Source organism: Kitasatospora sp. NPDC048715 (assembly GCF_043198905.1).
Lineage (GTDB): Bacteria > Actinomycetota > Actinomycetes > Streptomycetales > Streptomycetaceae > Kitasatospora > Kitasatospora lactacystinica.
Window position 1 is genome coordinate 896153 of the sequence record NZ_JBICVH010000001.1, and the last position, 22242, is coordinate 918394.

21 protein-coding genes and 3 pseudogenes are annotated in these 22242 nt (G+C 71.4%); 12 read left to right on the plus strand and 12 right to left on the minus strand.

Features of this window, described 5'->3' with window-relative positions:
- Positions 1-145: 145 nt before the first annotated feature.
- Genes hutU through hutI form a run of 4 tightly spaced genes read left to right on the plus strand, consistent with a single transcriptional unit; the run spans position 146 to position 5574 of the window.
- On the plus strand, positions 146-1813 hold the full coding sequence (gene hutU / locus ACGFSC_RS04145) for a urocanate hydratase (protein ID WP_359906110.1): 1668 nt from the start codon (positions 146-148) through the stop codon (positions 1811-1813).
- A 20-nt stretch (positions 1814-1833) separates the two neighbouring features.
- On the plus strand, positions 1834-3015 hold the full coding sequence (locus ACGFSC_RS04150) for an allantoate amidohydrolase (RefSeq protein ID WP_359906165.1): 1182 nt from the start codon (positions 1834-1836) through the stop codon (positions 3013-3015).
- Positions 3006-4367 (plus strand): formimidoylglutamate deiminase, encoded by a 1362-nt coding sequence (locus ACGFSC_RS04155; protein ID WP_359906113.1) that lies wholly within the window; start codon positions 3006-3008, stop codon positions 4365-4367. Before ACGFSC_RS04150 ends, ACGFSC_RS04155 begins: the two co-directional genes overlap by 10 nt.
- A 31-nt stretch (positions 4368-4398) precedes the next feature.
- Entirely contained in the window at positions 4399-5574 is a 1176-nt protein-coding gene (hutI, locus tag ACGFSC_RS04160; RefSeq protein WP_359906116.1) for an imidazolonepropionase, read from the plus strand.
- A gap of 54 nt (positions 5575-5628) precedes the next feature.
- Here the strand turns inward: hutI and ACGFSC_RS04165 are convergent, their stop codons facing one another.
- The 4 genes and pseudogenes from ACGFSC_RS04165 to ACGFSC_RS04180 all read right to left on the minus strand — a co-directional run bounded on the left by ACGFSC_RS04165 (position 5629) and on the right by ACGFSC_RS04180 (position 7009).
- Positions 5629-5757, minus strand: coding sequence for a hypothetical protein (locus ACGFSC_RS04165; RefSeq protein ID WP_359906119.1), 129 nt, complete (start codon positions 5755-5757; stop codon positions 5629-5631).
- Positions 5732-6253 (minus strand): annotated as a pseudogene (locus tag ACGFSC_RS04170) (Scr1 family TA system antitoxin-like transcriptional regulator); the annotation flags it as partial. The gene ACGFSC_RS04165 and the pseudogene ACGFSC_RS04170, both read right to left, overlap by 26 nt.
- 14 nt (positions 6254-6267) lie before the next feature.
- Positions 6268-6783, minus strand: a complete 516-nt coding sequence (locus tag ACGFSC_RS04175; RefSeq protein WP_074003882.1) for a DUF6879 family protein — start codon at positions 6781-6783, stop codon at positions 6268-6270.
- Positions 6755-7009, minus strand: coding sequence for a hypothetical protein (locus ACGFSC_RS04180; protein ID WP_074003881.1), 255 nt, complete (start codon positions 7007-7009; stop codon positions 6755-6757). The genes ACGFSC_RS04175 and ACGFSC_RS04180 overlap by 29 nt, the downstream gene beginning before the upstream one ends.
- Positions 7010-7266: 257 nt before the next feature.
- Between ACGFSC_RS04180 and ACGFSC_RS04185 the strand changes: the two genes are divergently transcribed.
- Positions 7267-7413, plus strand: coding sequence for a hypothetical protein (locus ACGFSC_RS04185; protein WP_158077738.1), 147 nt, complete (start codon positions 7267-7269; stop codon positions 7411-7413).
- Between the two features lie 99 nt (positions 7414-7512).
- A complete protein-coding gene (locus ACGFSC_RS04190; protein ID WP_359906123.1) occupies positions 7513-8379 on the plus strand; it encodes an aKG-HExxH-type peptide beta-hydroxylase in 867 nt (288 codons plus the stop codon).
- Positions 8380-8413: 34 nt separating this feature from the next.
- On the opposite strand, the gene ACGFSC_RS04195 is transcribed toward ACGFSC_RS04190, so the two are convergent.
- The 3 genes from ACGFSC_RS04195 to ACGFSC_RS04205 form a co-directional block, all read right to left on the minus strand.
- Positions 8414-9049, minus strand: coding sequence for a pentapeptide repeat-containing protein (locus ACGFSC_RS04195; protein ID WP_359906126.1), 636 nt, complete (start codon positions 9047-9049; stop codon positions 8414-8416).
- Positions 9050-9202: 153 nt separating this feature from the next.
- Entirely contained in the window at positions 9203-11230 is a 2028-nt protein-coding gene (locus ACGFSC_RS04200; protein ID WP_359906129.1) for a prolyl oligopeptidase family serine peptidase, read from the minus strand.
- 200 nt (positions 11231-11430) lie between these two features.
- A complete protein-coding gene (locus ACGFSC_RS04205; RefSeq protein ID WP_359906132.1) occupies positions 11431-12954 on the minus strand; it encodes an oligopeptide:H+ symporter in 1524 nt (507 codons plus the stop codon).
- A gap of 329 nt (positions 12955-13283) precedes the next feature.
- On the opposite strand from ACGFSC_RS04205, the gene ACGFSC_RS04210 reads away from it, so the two are divergent.
- Both ACGFSC_RS04210 and ACGFSC_RS04215 read left to right on the plus strand, forming a co-directional pair.
- A complete protein-coding gene (locus tag ACGFSC_RS04210; protein WP_030058577.1) occupies positions 13284-13958 on the plus strand; it encodes a response regulator transcription factor in 675 nt (224 codons plus the stop codon).
- Positions 13959-14017: 59 nt separating this feature from the next.
- Complete coding sequence (locus tag ACGFSC_RS04215) at positions 14018-15262, plus strand: ATP-binding protein (protein WP_359906135.1); 1245 nt, start codon at positions 14018-14020, stop codon at positions 15260-15262.
- A 19-nt stretch (positions 15263-15281) separates the two neighbouring features.
- Here ACGFSC_RS04215 and ACGFSC_RS04220 read toward each other — a convergent pair.
- Positions 15282-15578, minus strand: a pseudogene (locus ACGFSC_RS04220) (ester cyclase); the annotation flags it as partial.
- Positions 15579-15780: 202 nt separating this feature from the next.
- Positions 15781-16299, minus strand: coding sequence for a GtrA family protein (locus ACGFSC_RS04225; protein ID WP_359906138.1), 519 nt, complete (start codon positions 16297-16299; stop codon positions 15781-15783).
- A gap of 301 nt (positions 16300-16600) precedes the next feature.
- Between ACGFSC_RS04225 and ACGFSC_RS04230 the strand changes: the two genes are divergently transcribed.
- From ACGFSC_RS04230 to ACGFSC_RS04240, 3 genes are read left to right on the plus strand one after another with little or no spacing between them, the layout of a single operon-like run.
- Positions 16601-17740 carry a 5-(carboxyamino)imidazole ribonucleotide synthase gene (locus ACGFSC_RS04230; protein WP_359906141.1) on the plus strand — a complete coding sequence of 380 codons (1140 nt, stop codon included), beginning with the start codon at positions 16601-16603 and terminating at the stop codon, positions 17738-17740.
- The gene (gene purE / locus ACGFSC_RS04235; protein ID WP_359906144.1) at positions 17737-18273 is read left to right on the plus strand and encodes a 5-(carboxyamino)imidazole ribonucleotide mutase; all 537 of its coding nucleotides are present in this window, start codon (positions 17737-17739) and stop codon (positions 18271-18273) included. The genes ACGFSC_RS04230 and purE overlap by 4 nt, the downstream gene beginning before the upstream one ends.
- Positions 18274-18305: 32 nt before the next feature.
- Positions 18306-19520 carry a dipeptidase gene (locus tag ACGFSC_RS04240; protein WP_359906147.1) on the plus strand — a complete coding sequence of 405 codons (1215 nt, stop codon included), beginning with the start codon at positions 18306-18308 and terminating at the stop codon, positions 19518-19520.
- On the opposite strand, the gene ACGFSC_RS04245 is transcribed toward ACGFSC_RS04240, so the two are convergent.
- From ACGFSC_RS04245 to ACGFSC_RS04255, 3 genes are all read right to left on the minus strand, one after another.
- Positions 19511-19927 (minus strand): CoA-binding protein, encoded by a 417-nt coding sequence (locus ACGFSC_RS04245; protein WP_359906150.1) that lies wholly within the window; start codon positions 19925-19927, stop codon positions 19511-19513. The two genes, ACGFSC_RS04240 and ACGFSC_RS04245, sit on opposite strands and share 10 nt — an antisense overlap.
- 40 nt (positions 19928-19967) lie before the next feature.
- The gene (locus tag ACGFSC_RS04250) at positions 19968-20411 is read right to left on the minus strand and encodes a hypothetical protein (RefSeq protein WP_359906153.1); all 444 of its coding nucleotides are present in this window, start codon (positions 20409-20411) and stop codon (positions 19968-19970) included.
- A 144-nt stretch (positions 20412-20555) separates the two neighbouring features.
- Positions 20556-21893 (minus strand): UDP-glucose/GDP-mannose dehydrogenase family protein, encoded by a 1338-nt coding sequence (locus tag ACGFSC_RS04255; RefSeq protein WP_359906155.1) that lies wholly within the window; start codon positions 21891-21893, stop codon positions 20556-20558.
- A 230-nt stretch (positions 21894-22123) separates the two neighbouring features.
- Between ACGFSC_RS04255 and ACGFSC_RS04260 the strand changes: the two are divergent.
- Positions 22124-22242 (plus strand): annotated as a pseudogene (locus ACGFSC_RS04260) (acyl-CoA dehydrogenase); the annotation flags it as partial.

Genomic DNA, 22242 nt, shown 5'->3' on the forward strand with positions numbered 1-22242 from the left:
GGTGCTTCCGGCCGCAGGCTACTGGCGGCAGGCGTTCCGGTTCGGGCGTTGATCGGATGCTTTCGGGGTCTGGTCGAAAGCCGACTGTTTAGTTATATTCAATCGAACATAGCTTGAATGAATCCATCCGCAGGGAGGCCGAACTATGGTGCAGCAGGCGAGCGGGCCGCGTGAGGTGCGCGCGGCGCGTGGGACGGGGCTGACGGCGCAGGGGTGGCAGCAGGAGGCGGCCCTGCGGATGCTGATGAACAACCTCGACCCCGAGGTGGCCGAGCACCCGTCCAAGCTGGTGGTCTACGGCGGCACGGGCAAGGCCGCGCGGGACTGGCGCTCCTTCGACGCCATGGTGAGGACGCTGGAGGGCCTGAAGCAGGACGAGACCATGCTGGTCCAGTCCGGGCGGCCGGTCGGCGTGATGCAGACCCACGAGTGGGCGCCGCGCGTGCTCATCGCCAACTCCAACCTGGTCGGCGACTGGGCCAACTGGGAGGAGTTCCGCCGGCTGGAGAGCCTCGGGCTCACCATGTACGGGCAGATGACCGCCGGCTCGTGGATCTACATCGGCACCCAGGGCATCCTCCAGGGCACCTACGAGACCTTCGCCGCCGTCGCCAACAAGCGGTACAACGGTTCGCTGGAGGGCACCATCACCCTCACCGCCGGCCTCGGCGGGATGGGCGGCGCCCAGCCGCTGGCCGTCACCATGAACGGCGGCGTGGCGATCTGCATCGACTGCGACCCGTCCCGGATCTCCCGCCGGATCGAGCACCGCTACCTGGACGTCGAGGCCAAGAACCTCGCGCACGCGCTGGAGCTGGCCACCGCGGCCCGCGACAAGAAGCAGCCGCTCTCCATCGGCCTGCTGGGCAACGCCGCCGAGCTCTTCCCGCAGCTGCTCGCGATGGACGCGCCGATCGACATCGTCACCGACCAGACCAGCGCCCACGACCCGCTGAGCTACCTGCCGATCGGCGTCGCCTTCGACGACATGGCCACCTACGCGGCCGAGAAGCCCGCGGAGTTCACCACCCGCTCGCGCGAGTCGATGGCCAAGCACGTCGAGGCCATGGTCGGCTTCCTGGACCGCGGCGCCGAGGTCTTCGACTACGGCAACTCGATCCGCGGCGAGGCCCAGCTGGCCGGCTACGACCGCGCCTTCGCCTTCCCCGGCTTCGTCCCCGCGTACATCCGCCCGCTGTTCTGCGAGGGCAAGGGCCCGTTCCGCTGGGCGGCCCTGTCCGGCGACCCGCAGGACATCGCCAAGACCGACAAGGCCGTGCTCGACCTCTTCCCGGAGAACGAGTCGCTGCACCGCTGGATCAAGATGGCCCAGGAGAAGGTGCACTTCCAGGGCCTGCCCGCGCGCATCTGCTGGCTCGGCTACGGCGAGCGCGACAAGGCCGGCGAGCGCTTCAACGACATGGTCGCCTCCGGCGAGCTGTCCGCGCCGATCGTCATCGGCCGCGACCACCTGGACTGCGGCTCGGTCGCCTCCCCGTACCGGGAGACCGAGGCGATGCTGGACGGCTCGGACGCGATCGCCGACTGGCCGCTGCTCAACGCCATGGTCAACGTGGCCTCCGGCGCCTCCTGGGTCTCCATCCACCACGGCGGCGGCGTCGGCATCGGCCGCTCGATCCACGCCGGTCAGGTCACCGTGGCCGACGGCACGCCGCTGGCCGGCGAGAAGATCCGCCGGGTGCTCACCAACGACCCGGGCATGGGCGTCATCCGGCACGTCGACGCCGGCTACGACCGGGCGGTCGAGGTCGCCGACGAGCGCGGCGTGCGCGTTCCCATGGGTGAGCTGTGACGGTTCCGTCGTTCGAAGAGATGTGGGCGGAGCTGCTCCCCGTGGGCCGCTCCGCCTCCTCCGGCGGCTACCGCCGCTTCGCCTGGAACTCCGCCGACGCCGAGTGCCGCGCCTGGTTCGAGCAGCAGGCGCGCAGCCGCGGCCTGACGTACGAGCTGGACCGCAACGGCAACCAGTGGGCCTGGCTGGGCGACCCGAACGGGCGGGGGGCGGTCGTCACCGGCTCCCACCTGGACTCCGTCCCGGACGGCGGGGCCTTCGACGGCCCGCTCGGGGTGGTCTCCTCCTTCGCCGCACTGGACGAACTGCGCGCCAGGGGAACGGAGCTCACCAGGCCCCTGGCGATCGTCAACTTCGGCGACGAGGAGGGCGCCCGGTTCGGGGTGGCCTGCATCGGCTCCCGGCTGACCGCCGGGGTGCTGTCCCGCGAGGCCGCGTACGAGCTGCGCGACGCCGACGGCCTGCGGCTGCCCGACGCGATGGAGAAGGCCGGCTACGACCCGACCGCGATCGGCGCGGACGACGACCGGCTGGCCCGGATCGGCGCCTTCGTCGAGCTCCACGTCGAGCAGGGCCGCTGCCTCGCCGAGGGGCAGCCGGTCGGCGTGGCGGGCGCGATCTGGCCGCACGGCCGCTGGCGGTTCGACTTCCACGGCGAGGCCAACCACGCCGGCACCACCCGGATCGAGGATCGCCGCGACCCGATGCTGACCTACGCCAACACCGTGCTCGCCGCCCGCAAGAAGGCCAAGCTGGCGGGCGCGCTGGCCACCTTCGGGAAGGTCGCGGTGGAGCCCAACGGCACCAACGCGATCGCCTCGCTGGTGCGCGGCTGGCTGGACTCCCGGGCCGCCGACGAGCGCACCCTGACCGAGCTGGTCGCCGAGATCGAGCGGGCCGCCGCCGAGCGCGGCGAGCGCGACGGCGTCCGGGTCGAGCTGACCCGCGAGTCCTACACCCCGGTGGTGGACTTCGACGGGCCGCTGCGCGACCGGCTGGCCAAGCTGCTGGACGCCCCCGTGCTGCCCACCGGCGCGGGACACGACGCCGGCATCCTGGCCTCCGCGATCCCGACCGCCATGCTGTTCGTGCGCAACCCCACCGGCGTCTCGCACTCCCCGGCCGAGCACGCCGAGCAGGCCGACTGCCTGGCCGGGGTCGCCGCCCTCGCCGACGTACTGGAGGACCTGGCGTGCCAGTGAACGAGCACGTGCGCTACTGGGCGCAGTACGCCTGGCTGCCGCACGACAACGGGCCGGTGGTCGAGTCGGACGTGCTGATCACCACCGGCCCCGGCGGCACGATCGCCGCCGTCACCCCGGACAGCGGCCCCTGCCCGCCCGACGCCGTCCGGCTCGACGGGCTGCTGCTGCCCGGTCAGGCGAACGCCCACTCGCACGCCTTCCACCGGGCGCTGCGCGGGCACGTCCAGGTCGGCTCCGGCACCTTCTGGACCTGGCGCGACACCATGTACCGGTTCGCCGGCGCGCTGGACCCGGACCGCTACCTGGAGCTCGCGACCGCCGTCTACGCCGAGATGGCGCTGGCCGGCATCACGGCCGTCGGCGAGTTCCACTACCTGCACCACGCGCCCGGCGGCGCCCGCTACACCGACCCGAACGCGATGGGCGAGGCGCTGATCGAGGCCGCCGCCCGGGCCGGCATCCGGATCACCCTGCTGGACACCTGCTACCTCTCCTCCGGCTTCGGCGCCGAGCCGACCAGGCCGCAGCTGCGGTTCAGCGACGGCGACGCGGAAGCCTGGGCGGTCCGGGCGGACGCGCTCAAGCCGCGCGAGCACGCCCGGATCGGCGCCGCCGTCCACTCGGTGCGGGCCGTCCCGGCCGAGCAGCTGGGCACCGTCGCGCACTGGGCGTCGGTGCGCGGGGCGCCGCTGCACGTCCACCTCTCCGAGCAGACCGCCGAGAACGACGCCTGCCTGGCCGCGCACGGCGTCACCCCGACGAGGCTGCTCGCCGACCACGGCGCGCTCGGCCCGCGCACCTCGGCCGTGCACGCCACCCACCTCACCGACGAGGACGTCCGGCTGCTCACCGACTCCTCCACCACGGTCTGCATGTGCCCCACCACCGAGCGGGACCTCGCGGACGGCATCGGCCCGGCCCGCCGGCTGGCCTCGGCGGGCTCCCCGATCACCCTGGGCAGCGACAGCCACGCGGTGATCGACCCGTTCGAGGAGGCCCGCGCGCTGGAGCTGGACGAGCGGCTGCGCACCCGCACCCGCGGCCACTGGACGGCGAACGCGCTGCTGCGGGCCGGGACCGAGGACGGCCACGCCTCGCTCGGCTGGCCGGAGGCCGGACGGATCGAGGCCGGGGCGCTCGCCGACTTCACGGTGATCGCGCTGGACACCGTCCGCACGGCCGGACCGCCGCCCCGGCTCGGCGCCGAGATCGCGGTCTTCGCGGCCTCGGCGGCGGACGTGCGGCACGTCGTGGTCGGCGGCCGGCACGTCGTCCGGGACGGCGTGCACCGGCTGGTGGCCGACGTGCCGGGCGCGCTGCGCTCCGCGATCGGCGCGCTGGACTACTGACCCCGTTCAACTCCCTTCGGAAGGCGTTGCCTTGAGCACCACGACCACCCTGATCACGGGCATCGGCAGCCTGGTCACCAACGACCCCGGGCAGGGCGCCGGGCCGCTCGGCCTGCTCACCGACGCGGCCGTGGTGGTCGACGGCGGCACCGTCGCCTGGGCCGGCCCGGCCGCGCAGGCACCGGCGGCGGACGAGCGCTTCGACGCCGGGGGCCGGGCCCTGCTGCCCGGCTTCGTCGACTCGCACGCCCACCTGGTGTTCGCGGGCGACCGCACCGCCGAGTTCAACGCCCGGATGTCCGGGCAGCCGTACACGGCGGGCGGCATCCGGACCACGGTGGCGGCCACCCGGGCGGCGAGCGACGCCGAACTGGACGCCAACCTGGCCCGGTTCGTCCGGGAGGCGGTGCGCCAGGGCACCACCACCATCGAGTGCAAGTCCGGCTACGGGCTGACGGTCGAGGACGAGGCGCGCGCCCTGCGGATCGCCGCCGCGCACACCCCGGAGACCACCTACCTGGGCGCCCACGTGGTCGCCCCCGAGTACGCCGGGGACCCGGCCGGGTACGTCGACCTGGTCACCGGCGAGATGTTGGACGCCTGTGCGCCGCACGCCCGTTGGGTGGACGTGTTCTGCGAGAAGGGCGCCTTCGACGGGGACCAGGCGCGGGCTGTTCTGACGGCGGGGATCGAGAAGGGCCTCACGCCGCGCGTGCACGCCAACCAGCTCACCTACGGGCCGGGCGTGCAGCTGGCCGTCGAACTGGGGGCCGCCTCGGCGGACCACTGCACCCACCTGACGGACGAGGACGTGGCGGCGCTGGCGGGGTCGGCGACGGTCGCGACCCTGCTGCCGGGGGCGGAGTTCTCCACCCGGGCCGAGTACCCGAGCGGGCGCAGGTTGCTGGACGCGGGCGCGGTGGTGGCGCTGTCCACCGACTGCAACCCGGGCTCCAGCTTCACCAGTTCGATGGCGTTCTGCATCGCGGTCGCGGTGCGGGAGATGGGGATGACCCCGGACGAGGCGGTCTGGGCGGCCACCGCGGGCGGCGCCCGCGCCCTCCGGCGCAGCGACGTCGGCACCGTCACGGTCGGCGCCCGCGCCGACCTGCTCCTGCTGGACGCCCCCTCGCACGTCCACCTGGCCTACCGCCCGGGCGTGCCGCTGACGGCGGCGGTCTGGCGCGCGGGCGTCCGCGAGGTCTGAGCGGTGGGTTCGCGTCGCCCCGTCGAGCAGCTGCTCGACGGGGCGACGTGCTGTTCAGGGGGTGACGGTGAGGTGGTCGAACTCGCCGGCCTTGGCGCCCTGGAGGAACGTGGCGAACTGGGGGCGGGTGGTGCGGACGATGACATCACCCTCGTCAGACGAACGAGAACCGGCGTGCACCATTGGCCAGCACCGCGTTGCGTCTCATCCGGGCTGCCACAGCGTCACTCACATCGTTCGGAGTTCCCCGGAAGTCCGCGATGCACGACAGCAAGGCGGCGGCGTACCTGGGCGTTTGGAGGAACCCTGGGACCACGTCGGAGACGTAAACCCGGAACACCTTGGTCTGCCGGTACAGGTCTCCGGTGGACTCTTGCAGCCGGCGGAGCCCACTCCGCTGGAGCCGTCGCCACTGCACATGGGCGTCGGCGGACTGCCGGTTGGCGGCAACCAAGTCAGGAGCTTGATCGTCGGCGTCACAGGCGCGGCACCAGGCCCTGATGTCGGCGTCGGAGGGAGGTGTCCTGGCGTTCTCGATCCGGGACGACTTCGACTCCGACCAACCGCACCTGACGGCCAGCTCCCGCCCGCTGATCCCCGCGTCCTTCCGAATCTCGCTCAGCCGACCGGCAAGAGCTTCGCGGGCCTTCTGAACGTTCGGTGAGGGGTGCGCGGGCATGGAGCCGGCCTTCGTCAGATCTCGTACAGATGATGCGGGAGCGCCCGCTCCCAGACTGCTTCGAACGCGGTGGTGCACAGCTTCACGGTGTCCGGGTCTGTTGTGATCTCATCTTCGACCACGGCGCCGTCCCCGGAGAAGTGGTGCACCCGAAGCAGTGCACCGTCGAACAGCCAGAAGTCGTTCCCCGGCAGGGGGATGCTCGTGGCCTGTCGCCGTGGCAGCCAGCGGACCTGCTCGCCCGCCGTGACGTTGGCGTGGGTGACGTAGTGCTCCCACCGGATGTACTCGGACACGGGCTCGGAGACCACCCGGGCTCGGCGAATGACCACGCCCCGCGCCACGGCGTCTGTGATCAACTGGTCATAGGGATGCCACCAGGACGCCTGGTCCTCCCAGTTGATCCGCTCACCGCGCTGCCAGGCCTCGAACCGATCCGTCGGGGCGTACGAATCCCGCAGCTCCAGATGGACGGCGGACCGCTGACACTGCTCAAGCAGCTCAGCGAAGCTGGGCACGCTCGATGGCATCACATGCCTCCCTGATCATGGGCACCATCCGGGCCGGAAGCCTGACGATGGCCTCATTGTCGGGGACCGGCCCGTTCGCAGGACTCGTTCCTTCGCAATCCGCCTGGGTCTCGGGGCGCGGGTTCCACCCCTGGAAAAGGATCTCCTGAGCATCCGGGTCCACCCACACGGTGGGGCAGTGGTCCCGATCGGTACTGGGGTCGATGCCAACGAACTCCACGGCCATGGCCGGCTCCCTGATCTAGGTGCTTGCTCGGGCTTGCACAAGCTTCTCCGAACAGCGGATATGTAGTCAACGCCGCTATTTGACCGGTCGAATGCTGTGCAAGCTCATGCAAGTTCGTAGAGAGCGATGTCTCGCCGTCCGTAGCCTGGCCAGCATCGGCCAAGCAGTACGTGGCCGATGCGGATCACCGACTCCCCCCCGCAGGTTCCTCCCTTTCCGGGGAGGTTGTTCCATTCATCCGATGAAGGGAGATCGCAATGTCCGTGATCACCAGCGACACCGAGAGCGCCGAGGCGGCCGAGTCCGTGACGCTCGACGAGAGCGCCACGAACACCATCCGGGGCAACGTCCGGGCGTTCCTGGACGAGGACAACACCTCGATGATGGGCGGCTGGACCAACTGACGGCCGACCTGAGCGCCTGAAGCAGTCGCGCGCCCGGCCCCACCTCAATTGGGGCCGGGCGCGTGGTTCCCAAGCATTCCAGCGAAGGAGTGTTCCTCCATGCGGTTCCTCAACATCCACCACACCCAGGAGACGATCGGCCGACTCGTGAGCGCGGTCGACGAGCAGCCTCCGCCGACCGCCGTGGACCTCCCGGCCGCGTACCGGAGGGTCGTCTCCGCGCTCCGTCCGCTGCCGGTCGAGGATGCGGGCATCACGCTGTCCTTCGAGGACAGCGAGTGGGGCAGCTACCTGATCGAGAACAGGACCTTCGAGAACATCATCGAGGGGCTGGAGAACACCCCGCCCGACCTGCGGGAGCGGTGGAAGCGCGACTTCTCCGTGGCGCTCCTGCACACCAGGGACCTCGTCCCCGACTTGGGCGCCCTCGTGGACCTGGTGGTCACCGACGTCGTGATGTTCAGCTCGACCAACAAGGGTGGCGGCACCGGTTCGACGCTCCCGGGCCTGGTGAGCATGAGCCCGGGCGACGAGTGGCGGCCCCACGACTACGCCGAGTCCCTGGTGCACGAGACCGTGCACCTGAACGTCTTCCTGGCGGACATGGTGTACCGCCTCTACACGCGGCCGGCCAAGGAGCTGGGGGCCGACGAGTACCGGGTCGTCTCCGCGGTGAAGTTCGGGCAGATGCGCCCGCTGGACAAGGCCTTCCACAGTGCGGTGGTGGCCCCGCCCCTCATGCTCATGCAGCACCTGAGGGGTGAGACGGAGTTGGTGGACACGTTCCGCCACTCGATCCGCGAGTGCGCGGACGGCCTGCTGGACAAGCTGGACCTGTTCACGCCGTACGGCCAGGGGATGGTGCGCGAACTCGCGGACTTCGCCGAGACGATCGACTTCGATCTCGTCACCCGGTCGATCTCGGGCCGGGAGTTCGCGCACTACGACCTGCCTGCCGCAGCCTAGGCTTCGAAGACGATGCCGGCCTCCCTGGCGAGGCTCAGGGCCAGTTCCATGGACCCCGGGCCTCGCACGCGGTGGCACCCTTGAGGTGCGCGGCGCCTCCGACATCGATCAGTGTGCAGTTGTCGAAGCTGACACCGGGCTGAATGACGACGTTGGCGAACTGGGTTCCCGTGAGGTCGCACTTCTCGAATCGGACATCACGGAGTTCGGCGAACTGAAAGTCGGCCTGGGAGAGATTGCACTCCCTGAAGACCACCGTCTTGAACTTCGCGTAGCGGAACAGCGTGCTGTCTGTCCGATTGCCCTCGAAGAGGACGTCACGGAAACTGCCGTTGCTCCAGGACGACCCGGTGAGCCGGCACCCGGTCACCGTGCCGCGGAGGACGGATACGTCCTGTGTCCGGACCGTGGCGAAGTCGCAGGTGTCGAAGGCGATGTGAGCGAGCACCGACCGGACCAGGTGCATCCCGGTGAACCGGACGTTCTCGAAGGCGCATTGCTCGACCTCGACCGCTTCGCCCGATCGTCCGACGAGGCTCAGTCCGCTGTATTGCCTGCCTTTGATGGTGGCGTCGTCCTCGAAGTCATGGTCGGGCAGCTCCGCAGGTCGCAAAGCCACCTGAAAGCGCGGGGCCAGGGGATTCTTCTGGCGAGGCATGGCCTGAGTCATGACGGGCACCTCACAGTAGCCGCTGGAGTGGAGGAAATGAACGCTAGCACTCAACTGCCGTACGCAGAAAGGCAGTTGAAATGCATGGACTTTGGGATCCGGTAGCTATTCAGCCTGCCGAAAACCTCAGGGCATTTGGTGGCGCGGCGCTGATCACTCCAGGCCCAACGAGCGCCGTAGGAACTCCAGTTCGTGGTGCAGCAGGTTTTCCACCACCGCCTCGTCCGTCGGCCGGTGGCCGGTGGCGCGCAGCGGGAGGACCTCGTGCGGGCGGCCGGCGGCGAGGAGGGCGGCGGAGAGCCGCAGGGTGTGGGCGGGGTAGACGTTGTCGTCGGCGAGGCCCTGGACCAGCAGCAGCGGGCGGCTCAGCTTCGGCGCCTCGGCGATCAGCGAGCCGCTGTCGTAGTGCTCGGGGTGCTCGTCGGGGTGGCCGAGGAAGCGCTCCTGCCAGTGGGTGTCGTAGAACCGCCAGTCGGTGGGGGCGGCCCCGGCGGAGGCGGCGTGGAAGACGTCCGGGCGGCGCAGCACCGCGAGGGCGGCGAGGTAGCCGCCGTAGGACCAGCCGCGGATGCCGACCCGGTCGAGGTCGAGCAGCCCGGGCCGCAGCCGGTCGGCCGCCCGCAGGCCCTCGACCTGGTCGTCGAGGGCGGGCCCCGCCTTGTCGCCGTGGATCGCCTTGTCCCAAAGCGGCCCGCGCCCGGGGGTGCCGCGGCCGTCCACCACGAGGACCGCGAAGCCCTGGTCGGCGAACCACTGGGAGACCTGGTCCCACCAGAGGCCGCCGGTGGTGGCCTTCTGCACGGCGGGTCCGCCGTACGGGTCGAGCAGGACGGGCAGCGGGCCGTCCCCGGGGCGGTGGCCGGCGGGCAGGAAGAGCGTGGCGCGCAGGGCGTGCGGGCCGAGCCGGAGCAGTTCGGGCCGCGGGGTGACGATGGGCGGCTCGGCGTACGAGGTGAGCGGGAGGGGTGCCGACCCTTCCCGTAGAGCGGTCGTGAAGCCGCCGGGGTGGCCGGGGGAACAGGTGATGAGGACCAGCGTGCCGCCGCGCCGCACCCCGGTGTGCAGGCCGGGGCCGCTGCTGAGCCGTCGTGGGCCGGTGTCCGGTCCGTACGTCCAGAGGTGGGTCTCGGTGGGTTCGTCGGAGGCGGTGAACAGGACCTGCTCGCCGTCCGTCCCGAGCACCGCGCGCAGCTGGAGCCCGGGCGGGGTGACCGGCTTGCCGTCGACGGTCAGGTGCCGGGTGTCGCCCAGGTCGGCGGTGTCCACCAGGGCGCCGCCCCCGGTGCGGGCCGGCAGGCCGGGGAGCAGCTCGATCCAGTGCGCGTCCTGCCGCTCGGCGAGCACCCGGGAGGCGCCGTCCGGCTCGATCGCCAGGGTGCGGACGGTGCGCTGATCGCGGCTCTGCACGGCGGCGTACGGGCCGTGGCCGTCCCAGCCGGCGGCGGTGAGGTACTCGAAGGCGGCGCGGTCCCAGCGGACCCCGGTGTCCGTGCCGTCGAGGCCGAGCAGCCGCAGCGAGACCTCGGCGTTGGCGGTGCCGGCCAGCGGGTAGCGGACGGCGCGCGGCGGGCGGTGCGGGTCGGCGGGGTCGGCCAGGAAGAAGCGGGCGAGCGGGCGGTTGTCGACCCGGGCGACCAGCAGCGCGGTGCCGTCGGGGGACCACCAGTGGCCGCGGTCGCGGAACATCTCCTCGGCGGCGACGTACTCGGCGAGTCCGTAGAAGACGTCCTCGGCCTCGGGTTCGGCGAGCGGACGGTCGTCCGTGCCGTCGACGCCGACCACCCGCAGGGCGCCGGCGGCGACGTAGGCGATCCGGCGGCCGGTCGGGTCGAGCCGGGGGTCCTGCGGCGGGACGGGGACGGGGACGGCGCGGACGGTGCCGCGGGCGGTGTCGGCCAGCCACAGGGCGCCGTCCAGCGCGAAGGCGGCGAGCGCGCCGGCGGCGTCGGTGCTGTACCCGGCGATGCCCTCGGCGGCGCCGAGCACGGCCGGGTCCGCGATCAGCCGTTCCTCGCCGGTGGCGGTGTCCAGGGCCCAGAGGCAGGCGAGCGGGTCGGTGCCGGACCGGCCGCGCAGGAAGAGCACGGTGGTGCCGTCCGGCGAGGGCTCCGGCTGGACGGGGACGCCCAGGGTGAACCGCCGGGTGCGGGCCAGCTGACGGGGTAAGGAGGGGGTCGTCATGCGGGGCACCATAGGCACGGCCGCCGGGTCCGTGTCGAGCGCACAACGCCCGGCGGCGGGGGCGGCCTCGGCGGCCTCGGCGGGCGGGCAGCCGGGGCGGCCGGGGCGGAGGACGGGCGGGGCCGGGAAAGACGGCCGGGGCCGCCGCGGATCTCAGGAATCCACGGCGGCCCCGGAGTCGTGAGCCGTAGGCCGGTCCGTCAGCGCACGTCGCCCATGAGGGCCTGGACGCGCTTGCGGTAGCCGAAGACGGCGAGCCCGGCGAGGACCGCGAGCGACGCCTGCATCGCGATGATCCCGTTGCCGTCGAGGTTGACGCCGGCCAGCGAGAGCAGGCTGGTGGTGCAGTCACCGGCGGTGACGGCGAGGAACCAGACGCCCATCATCTGGGAGGCGTACTTCTGCGGCGCCATCTTGGTGGTGACCGAGAGGCCGACCGGGGAGAGGCAGAGCTCACCGATGGTCTGGATCAGGTAGATCGAGACGAGCCACATCGGGGAGACCATGGTGCCGCCGTCCGCCATGTTCATCGGGATGATGAAGATGAAGAACGAGGCGCCGACCAGGACCAGGCCCATCGAGAACTTCACGATGGTGTTCGGCTCCTTGTTGCGGCGGGAGAGCCACAGCCACAGCCAGGCGAACACCGGCGCGAGCGCCATCACGAACAGCGGGTTGAGCGACTGGTACCAGGTGGCCGAGAAGCCGAGGCCGAACAGGCTGTCGGCGGTCTTCTTGTCGGCGAACAGGGAGAGGGTCGACCCGCCCTGGTCGTAGATCATCCAGAAGATGGCGGCCGCGGCGAAGAACCAGATGTAGGCGGACATCTTGGACTGCTCGCCGGCGCTGAGGTCCTTGTCGCGCTTGATCCGGACCAGCACGGCGATCGGGATGAGCAGACCGGCCAGGGTGAGCGGGACGAGGGCCCAGTTCAGGGTGTAGACGCCCAGCCCGACGATCACGGCGTAGAAGACGGCGGTGGCGGCGACGGCGATGCCGGCCTTCACCAGCAGGCTGTTGCGCTCCGCGGGCTTGAGCGGGTTGGGGACCTTGCTGCTCTTGGGGCTCAGGTGGCGGCTGCCCAGCAGGAACTGCACCAGGCCGAAGGCCATGCCGACCGCGGCGATACCGAAGCCCAGGTGCCAGCTGTACTCCTTGCCGATCGTCCCGATGATGAACGGGGCGACGAAGGCACCGAGGTTGATGCTCATGTAGAAGACGGTGAAGCCACCGTCGCGGCGCGGGTCCTCGGGGCCGTTGTAGAGCTGGCCGACCATCGTGGAGATGTTGGCCTTCAGCAGCCCGGAGCCGAGCGCGACGAGGAGCAGGCCGAGGAAGAACGCCGCCTGGCCCGGGACGGCCAGCGCGATGTGGCCGAACATGATCACGAACCCGGCGATGGCGACGGTCTTGCGGGCACCCCAGACCCGGTCACCGAACCAGCCGCCGGGGTAGGCCATGAGGTAGACCATCGAGACGTAGACGGAGTAGATCGCCGTCGCCGTCGTCGCCGTCATGGCGAGGCCGCCGCCCTGGCTGCCCACGGCGGCGTCGGCGCCACCGGAGACCAGGTAGTAGATGAGCAGGGCGCGCATGCCGTAGTAGGAGAAGCGCTCCCACATCTCGGTCATGAACAGGGTGGCAAGACCTCGGGGATGCCCGAGGAAGGTCTTGCCGCCGGGAGAGGCCGACGTCATGTCGGCGTCCAGGGTCTTCGACGCCATGAGTAGTGGTTCCTTGCCTGACAGCGTCCGCCTAGGGGGGTGGCGGCGGACGTGGACGAAACCACTCTACGTGGCGACATTTGGCTTTATCAGATGACAAAAGCCTTGAATCAGGTATGGGAATGGCAAAGTCGGCGCCAGATCTTCCCGATCTATCGATGGTAGATGGGCGCGTCTTCCTTCGGTTTCAAGATCCAAACGGAGATTCTTCGCCGAACGGCCGGTCCGCTGCGGCCCGTTGGGTGCGATCGGGGCCTTGTATAACGATCACGCTCTGTGAACTACCTCACAGGGCGTCCGGCGTTACCCCGGCGGACTACCATCACCACATGACCTGTGTGCTGCTCGCCGAGGACGATCCGGCGATCTCCGAACCGCTCGCCCGGGCCCTGCGACGCGAGGGCTATGAGGTGCTCGTCCGCGAGGACGGTCCGACCGCACTGGCCGCGGGCCTCACCGAGGAGGTCGACCTCGTCGTCCTGGACCTCGGCCTGCCCGAGATGGACGGCCTGGAGGTCTGCCGCCGCCTGCGTGCCGACGGCAAGAGCTGCCCCGTCCTGGTGCTCACCGCCCGCGCGGACGAGGTGGACACCGTGGTCGGCCTGGACGCCGGTGCCGACGACTACGTCACCAAGCCCTTCCGCCTGGCCGAACTCCTCGCCCGCGTCCGGGCCCTGCTCCGGCGCGGCAACGTCGACCAGCTCACCACCGGCGCGCACGGTGTGAAGATCGACATCGAGTCCCACCGCGCCTGGCTCGGCGACGAGGAGCTCACCCTCTCCGCCAAGGAGTTCGAGCTGCTGCGGGTCCTGGTCCGGGACGCCGGCCGGGTGGTCACCCGCGAGGAGATCATGCGGCAGGTCTGGGACACCACCTGGTGGACCTCCACCAAGACCCTGGACATGCACATCTCCTGGCTCCGCAAGAAGCTCGGCGACGACGCGGCCAACCCCCGCTACATCGCCACCGTGCGCGGAGTCGGGTTCCGGTTCGAGAAGAATTAGTCCCTGACGGAGAACGGGCCCTCGGCCCGCGGCAGTGGAACACCCCGGGGAGCGGCAGCGTGAAACGCAGGATGATCAACTCGCTGCTGGGCGTCGTCCTGGTGGTCGTCGTGGTGTTCTGCGTACCGCTCGCCCTGGTCGAGAAGCGGACCATCGTCAACTCGGCCCAGGACCGGGTGGACGCGGCCGCCGTCCGGGTGCTCGCCCTGGTCGAGAGCCGGCTCGCCGCGGGGGAGCCGGTCACCGGGCGGGCCTTCGAGAGCCAGATCACCGAGGGCAGCTACGTCGAGGTGCAGGTGCCCGGCCAGCCGGTGGTCTCCGCGGGCGAGCGCCCCGCCGGGAACCACCTGCTGAAGGCCGTCGAGCGCGGCAACAGCGGCGAGACCGTCACCGTCGAACAGTCCCGCGAGGACGTCGACCACGAGATCGCCAACAACCTGCTGCTGCTCGGCGTGGTCGCCCTGCTCGCCGTCCAGGCCGCGGTGGCCCTCGCCGTCTGGCAGGCCAAGCGGCTCGCCCGGCCGCTCACCGACCTCGCCGAGACCGCCGAGCGGCTCGGCTCCGGCGACCCGCGCCCGCGCGACCGCCGCTACGGGGTGCCCGAGCTCGACCGGGTCGCCGAGGTGCTGGACACCAGTGCCGAGCGGATCGCCCGGATGCTCACCGCCGAGCGCCGGCTCGCCGCCGACGCCTCGCACCAGCTGCGCACCCCGCTCACCGCGCTCTCCATGCGGCTGGAGGAGATCACCGCCCTCGCCGAGGAGCCGGAGACGGTCAAGGAGGAGGCGACCATCGCCCTCCAGCAGGTCGAGCGGCTCACCGACGTGGTCCAGCGGCTGCTCACCACCCAGCGCGACCCGCGCAGCCCCACCGCCGTCGCCTTCGACCTGGACGAGGTGATCAAGCAGCAGGTGGAGGAGTGGGGCCCGACGCTGCGGGAGCAGGGCCGGGTGCTCTCCCTGGAGGGGCTGCACGGGGTCACCGCGGTCGGCACCCCGGGGACGGTCGCCCAGGTGCTGGCCACCCTGATCGAGAACTCGCTGATGCACGGCGCCGGGACTATCACCCTGCGGGTCCGGCCGTCCGGCACCTCGGCGGTGGTCGAGGTCCAGGACGAGGGCGCGGGCGTGCCGGCGGACCTCGGCAACCGGGTGTTCGAGCGCGCGGTCAGCGGGCGCAACTCCACCGGCATCGGTCTGGCCGTCGCCCGCGACCTCGCGGAGGCGGACGGCGGGCGGCTCGAACTGCTCTCGCTGAAGCCGGCGGTGTTCGCGCTCTTCCTCGGACGCAGCCACCAGGACTGAACGGGCCCGGGCCTGGCTAGTCGAACTGCGCGTCGCGGACCACGTCGAGGTCGGTGAAGGTGGGCGGGGCGTCGCAGAGCGCCACCATCTCGCGGAAGATCCGGTCGGTCTCGGGCAGGGCGGAGTTCTCCATCGCCGCCGCGTAGGAGGGGAACTCCACGATCTGCACCACGTGCGCGGTGTCGGAACGGTCGGTGCCGATCACCGCGTGGGAAGCGGTCCGCCTGCCCCGGGTCGCCTCGACCCAGGTGTCCAGCAGCCGGTTGAGGTCGTCGAGCCTGTCGGTCCTGCAGTCGATGATCTGGACGAACGTCATGGCGAGCCTCCTGGACCCCCTCGGCCACGATCGTCCGCCGGCCGTGCTCGCCCTCGGTAACCACTCTCCTCCGGCCGCGGCGGACGCGGCAAGCCCGGCGGACCCGGCAAGCCCGCCGGACACGGCAGGCCCCGGCGGCCGCGTTCGGGCTGCCGGGGCTGCGAGGAGCGAAGGGGGGTGCGAGGGGCGCGGGGCGCGGGGCCTACTCGGCCTTGGCGAGGCGGATCCGCTCGGTGGCCAGCATCAGCTCGGCCTGTGCGGCCAGCTCCTGGCCGCTGGTGGCGTCCACCGCCTGCTGGGCGGGCAGTCCGACGGGCTCCGGCACGGCCTTGAACACCCAGGTGCGGTACGAGACGAAGCGGAACACGGTGGCCACGGCGAGGCCGATCACCTTGGCGCCGATCTGCTCGTAGTGCGAGCGCAGGTCGAGTACGTACACCGAGAAGCCGAGGACGCCGGTCTCGATCAGCATGCCGATGCCGCTGTAGACCAGGAAGAGCGTGATCTCGCGCCTGCGGGAGGCGGCGTCGCGGTCCCGGTAGAGCCAGTAGCGGTAGCCCAGGTAGTTGGTCGCGATCGCGATCACCGTCGCGACGATGTTCGACCGGACCGAGGCCAGGCCCATGCCGTTGATGCAGACCCAGAAGACGGCGAAGTTGACCACCACGCCGCTCAGGCCGACGATGCCGAACTTCACGACTTCGCCCGTGATCCCACGCATCTTCTGTGCGAGCGGGGGGTTCGAAGCTGCGGTCGTCGCCATACCGGACTGCCTCCATGTGCCTGCGGGACGAAAGGGCCTGCCGCGACGGCGCGGCCACCCCTTGAGCCCTGCGTGCACGCACATGATCGGACCGCGCAGACCAGGACCTGGCCGTCCAGGCTACCCGCTTCCATCGAACGGCTCAGCCCCCAGGGCGACAGGTTGACATCTACGCGCGTCCGCCCCGACGGCCCCACCGGCGGCTCCACCGCCCCCGACCGGCCCGGATATCCTGGGCCGCGTGACTTCCCCGGGCAATGTGAATTTTCCAGTGGTGGGCATGATCGGTGGCGGGCAGCTGGCCCGCATGGCACACCAGGCGGGCATCCCGCTCGGGGTCAGGTTCAAACTCCTCGCCGACACGCCCCAGGACTCCGCCGCACAGGTGGTGTCCGACGTCGTCCTCGGCGACTACCGCGACCTCGACACCCTGCGCGCCTTCGCCGCCGGCTGCGACGTGATCACCTTCGACCACGAGCACGTCCCCACCGAGCACCTGCGGGCCCTGGAGGCCGACGGCATCGCCGTCCGCCCCGGCCCGGACGCGCTGGTCAACGCCCAGGACAAGGGCGTGATGCGGGCCAAGCTGGACTCCATCGACGTGCCCTGCCCCCGGCACCGGATCGTCGCCGACCCGGCCGACGTCACCGCCTTCGCCGAGGAGGGCTCCGGTTACCCGGTCGTCCTCAAGACCGTCCGCGGCGGCTACGACGGCAAGGGCGTCTGGGTCGTCGACGACGAGGAGCAGGCGCAGGCCCCGTTCCTGGCCGGCGTCGCGGTGCTGGCCGAGGAGAAGGTCGACTTCGTCCGCGAGCTGGCCGCCAACGTGGTCCGCTCGCCCAGCGGGCAGGCCGTCGCCTACCCGGTGGTGGAGAGCGTCCAGGAGAACGGCGTCTGCGCCGAGGTCACCGCCCCCGCGCCGGACCTCGACCCGGCCCTGTCCGACGAGGCCCAGCAGCTCGCCCTGCGGATCGCCGGCGACCTCGGCATCGTCGGCCACCTCGCCGTCGAGCTGTTCCAGACCCGGGACGGCCGCATCCTCGTCAACGAGCTGGCCATGCGTCCGCACAACTCCGGGCACTGGACCCAGGACGGCGCCGTCACCTCGCAGTTCGAGAACCACCTGCGGGCCGTCCTCGACCTCCCGCTCGGCGACCCCCGCCCGCGCGCCAAGTGGACCGTCATGGTCAACGTCCTCGGCGGCGACTACCCGGACATGTACCGCCCCTTCCTGCACTGCATGGCCCGCGACCCCGGGCTGCGGATCCACATGTACGGGAAGGACGTGAAGCCCGGCCGCAAGGTCGGCCACGTCAACGTCTTCGGGGACGACCTCGAAGACGTCCGCGAGCGCGCCCGCCACGCGGCCGCCTACCTGCGAGGAACGATCACCGAATGAGCCCCGCTTCGACCGCCCCCCTCGTCGGCATCGTGATGGGCTCGGACTCCGACTGGCCGGTCATGGAGGCCGCCGCCCAGGCGCTCGACGAGTTCGAGATCCCCTACGAGGTGGACGTCGTCTCCGCCCACCGGATGCCCCGCGAGATGGTCGCGTACGGCGAGAACGCCCACCTGCGCGGCCTGAAGGCGATCATCGCCGGCGCCGGCGGCGCGGCCCACCTGCCGGGCATGCTCGCCTCCGTCACCCCGCTGCCGGTCATCGGCGTGCCGGTGCCGCTGCGCTACCTGGACGGCATGGACAGCCTGCTGTCGATCGTCCAGATGCCCGCCGGCGTCCCGGTGGCGACCGTCTCGGTGGCCGGCGCGCGCAACGCCGGCCTGCTCGCGGTGCGGATGCTCGCCGCCTTCGACCCCGAGCTCACCGAGAAGATGACCGAGTTCCAGGCCGAGCTGAACAACCAGGCCACCGAGAAGGGTCAGAAGCTGCGCGCCAAGGTGGCCGGTTCCTCCTCCTTCGGCTTCGGCAAGTAATCCCCTGGTGGGGGTGGGGTAGAACAACCCGTATGACTTCTCGGACGGACTCCCCCACCCCGCTGGACCGCGCCCGCGCCCTGCTGCGCACCGCCCCCGTGGTGGACGGCCACAACGACCTCCCCTGGGCGATGCGCGAGCAGGCCGGATACGACCTCGGCGCGCTCGACCTCGCCGCCGACCAGAGCGACCGCCTGCACACCGACCTCGCCCGCCTCGCGGAGGGCGGGGTCGGCGCGCAGTTCTGGTCCGTCTACGTCCCCTCCTCGCTGGCCGGCGACCACGCCGTGAGCGCCACCCTGGAGCAGATCGACTTCGTCCACGCCCTGGTCGAGCGCTACCCGGACCGGCTGCGCCTGGCCCGTACCGCCGCGGACATCGAGGCCGCCCGCGCCGAGGGCCGGATCGCCTCCCTGATGGGTGCCGAGGGCGGCCACTCCATCGACTGCTCGCTGGCCACCCTGCGCGCCCTGTACGAGCTGGGCGTGCGGTACCTGACGCTCACCCACAACGACAACGTGCCGTGGGCGGACTCCGCGACCGACAAGCCGGTGGCCGGCGGGCTGACCCGGTTCGGCGAGGAGGTCGTCCGGGAGATGAACCGGCTCGGCATGCTGGTCGACCTCTCGCACGTCTCCGCCGACACCATGCGCGACGCCCTGCGGGTGACCGAGGCGCCGGTCGTCTTCTCGCACTCCTCCTCGCGCGCGGTCTGCGACCACCCGCGCAACATCCCGGACGACGTGCTCGCCCAGCTGCCCGCCAACGGCGGCGTGGCGATGGCGACCTTCGTGCCCAAGTTCATCCTGCCCGCCGCCATCGACTGGACCAGGGCCGCCGACGAGAACATGCGCGCCCACGGCTTCCACCCGCTGGACACCACCCCGCCGGCCATGGAGCGCCAGCGCGCCTTCGAGGCCGCCAACCCGCGCCCGATCGCCACCCCGGCCACCGTCGCCGACCACCTCGACCACATGCGCGAGGTGGCCGGCATCGACCACATCGGCATCGGCGGCGACTTCGACGGCACCGCCTTCCTGCCGGACGGCCTGGACTCGGTGGCCGGCTACCCCAACCTGGTCGCCGAACTCCTCGGCCGCAACTGGTCGGAGGCCGACCTGGCCAAGCTCACCTGGCACAACGCCGTGCGCGTCCTGCGCGACGCCGAATCGGCGGCGGCCGGGCTGCGCGCGAGCCGCCGCCCGTCCATCGCCACCATCGCGCAGCTGGACGGCCCTCAGGCCTGAAGCCTGGGGATCTCGATGGCCGGGCACCTGTCCATCACCATGGCGAGCCCGGCCGCCCGGGTCCGCCCGTAGGCGGCCTCGTCGACGACTCCCAGCTGGAACCAGACCGCCCTCGCCCCGGCGGCCACCGCCTGGTCGGCCACCTCCCCGGCCAGCGCGCTGTTCACGAACACGTCCACCACGTCGACCGGGAACGGCACCTCGGCGAGCGAGGCGTAGCCCTGCTCGCCGAGGACCGTCTCGGCCTTCGGGTGCACGGGCACGATCCGCTTGCCGTACTCCTGGAGCACCCTGGCCACCCCGTACGCGGCCCGGGCGGTGTTGGTGGACAGGCCCACCACCGCCCAGGTGTCGCCGGTGCGGGTGAGGATCTCGCGGACCGCCGCTTCGTCGCCGTAGCTCGTCATGCCGGTACCAACGACGTTCGCGGGCGCCGGATTCCTGGGCTCAGATGTTGGTGGCGTTGAGCTTGACCAGGGCCGTCGTGTCGTTGTCGTACGTGATCTCCAGTTCGACGACCCAGGCCTTCCCCCGGGGCCGGTTCCCATCGGTCTCGTCGCGGTTCCGGAGGGTCATTCCCCAGGTCTCGTCGCTGATCAGCCGGACGCGCGGGAACGCGGCGACCAGTCGGGCGGCCAGGTCGGTCCGGGGCATCCGGAACTCGCCGGTGTACCCCTGCTCCTGCCAGCCGCTGGTGTCCGTGCAGCGGGCCCCGGTGGCCTGCGCGGGCATGGATCCGCCCGCGAAGTCCACGACCTTCGAACAGTCGGCCTTGACGGGTTCGCCGGAGGCGAGGTCGTCGAGGGCGAGCACGAAGCGGCTCGCGAAGAAGAGCAGGAGCGCGGCGACCGCCGCGCAGCCGACGGCCGACCGGACGAACGACTTGCGCATGAAGGACCCCCCGGTCTTCGGACCACCGCGGACAGCGGGTGGCCCGATCCTCGCACGAGAGTTGAACATGTTCAAATACTTGGGTCCGGGAACGCGCGAGCGCCCGCCCCCGGGGTCGGGGACGGGCGCTCGGGAGCGGACTCGTCAGCTCGGGCGGCCCAGGGCGCGGTAGGTCCAGCCGGCGGCCCGCCAGGCCTCGGCGTCCAGGACGTTGCGGCCGTCGAGGAGGCGTCGTTCGGCGACCACGGCGCCGAGCGCGGACGGGTCCAGCTCGCGGAACTCGGACCACTCGGTGAGGTGGAGGACCACGTGGGCGCCCTCGGCGGCCTCCAGGGCGGAGTGGGCGTAGGTGAGGGACGGGAACATCTTGCGGGCGTTGTCCACGGCCTTCGGGTCGTAGACGGTGACCTGGGCGCCCTGGAGCTGGATCTGGGCGGCCACGTTGAGGGCGGGGGAGTCCCGGATGTCGTCCGAGTTGGGCTTGAAGGCGGCGCCGAGGACGGCGACCCGGCGGCCCAGGAAGCCGCCGCCGCACTGCTCGCGGGCCAGCTCGACCATCCGGGAACGGCGCCGCATGTTGATCGAGTCGACCTCGCGCAGGAAGGTCAGCGCCTGGTCGGCGCCGAGCTCACCGGCCCGGGCCATGAACGCCCGGATGTCCTTGGGCAGGCAGCCGCCGCCGAAACCGAGGCCGGAGTTGAGGAACTTGCCGCCGATCCGCTCGTCGTAGGCGAGCGCCTTGCTGAGCTGGGTGACGTCCGCGCCGGCCGCCTCGCAGACCTCGGCCATCGCGTTGATGAAGGAGATCTTGGTGGCCAGGAAGGAGTTGGCGGCCGCCTTGACCAGTTCGGCGGTCGCGTAGTCGGTGACCATGAACGGCACCCCGGCCGCGATCGGCTCCGCGTACACCTCGCGCAGCACCCGCTCGGCCCGCTCGCTCTGGGCGCCGACCACGATCCGGTCCGGCCGCAGGGTGTCCTGCACGGCGAACCCCTCGCGCAGGAACTCCGGGTTCCAGGCGAGTTCGGCGCCCTCGCCGACCGGCGCCAGCGCGGCCAGCCGCTCGGCCAGCCGGGCCGCCGAGCCGACCGGGACGGTGGACTTGCCGACCACCAGCGCGGGACGGGTCAGGTGCGGTGCGAGCTCGTCGATCGCGGTGTCGACGTACGACATGTCGGCGGCGAACTCGCCCTTGCGCTGCGGGGTGTTGACGCAGATGAAGTGCACGTCGCCGAACTCGGCGGCCTCCTGGGCGGAGGTGGTGAAGCGCAGCCGTCCGGTCGAACCCTCGTGCCCGGCCACGTGCTTGAGCAGCAGTTCGGAGAGCCCCGGCTCGTACATCGGGACGCGACCCGCGGTCAGCATGGCGATCTTGTCGGGGTCGATGTCCAGACCCAGCACCTCGAAGCCGAACTCGGCCATCGCGGCGGCGTGCGTGGCGCCGAGGTAGCCGGTGCCGATCACGGAGATGCGGAGGGTCACGGGTTCTCCTTGGATGCGGACGCGACCAGTACGGATGCCCTGATGCTATCCGCCCGTCGAGGGCGCGCCGGGATCACCTGCACGCCCGAGGGGCCGCCCTGAACGCTAGGCAGCCGCAGGTCGGCGCCCTAGGATCTCTACTGAACGGTAGTTAACCGCGGATTCGACTCGCACCGGGCGCCGATCGGACCTCGATCGGGCACCGGTCACTGAACGACGAGGCAGGCATCATGGCGGGCAGCGCAGGGGCGGCTGACTTCGATCTCTTCCGGATCTCCGAGGAGCACGGGATGCTCCGTGAGGCGGTGCGTTCGCTGGCCGAGGCGAAGATCGCTCCGTTCGCGGCGGA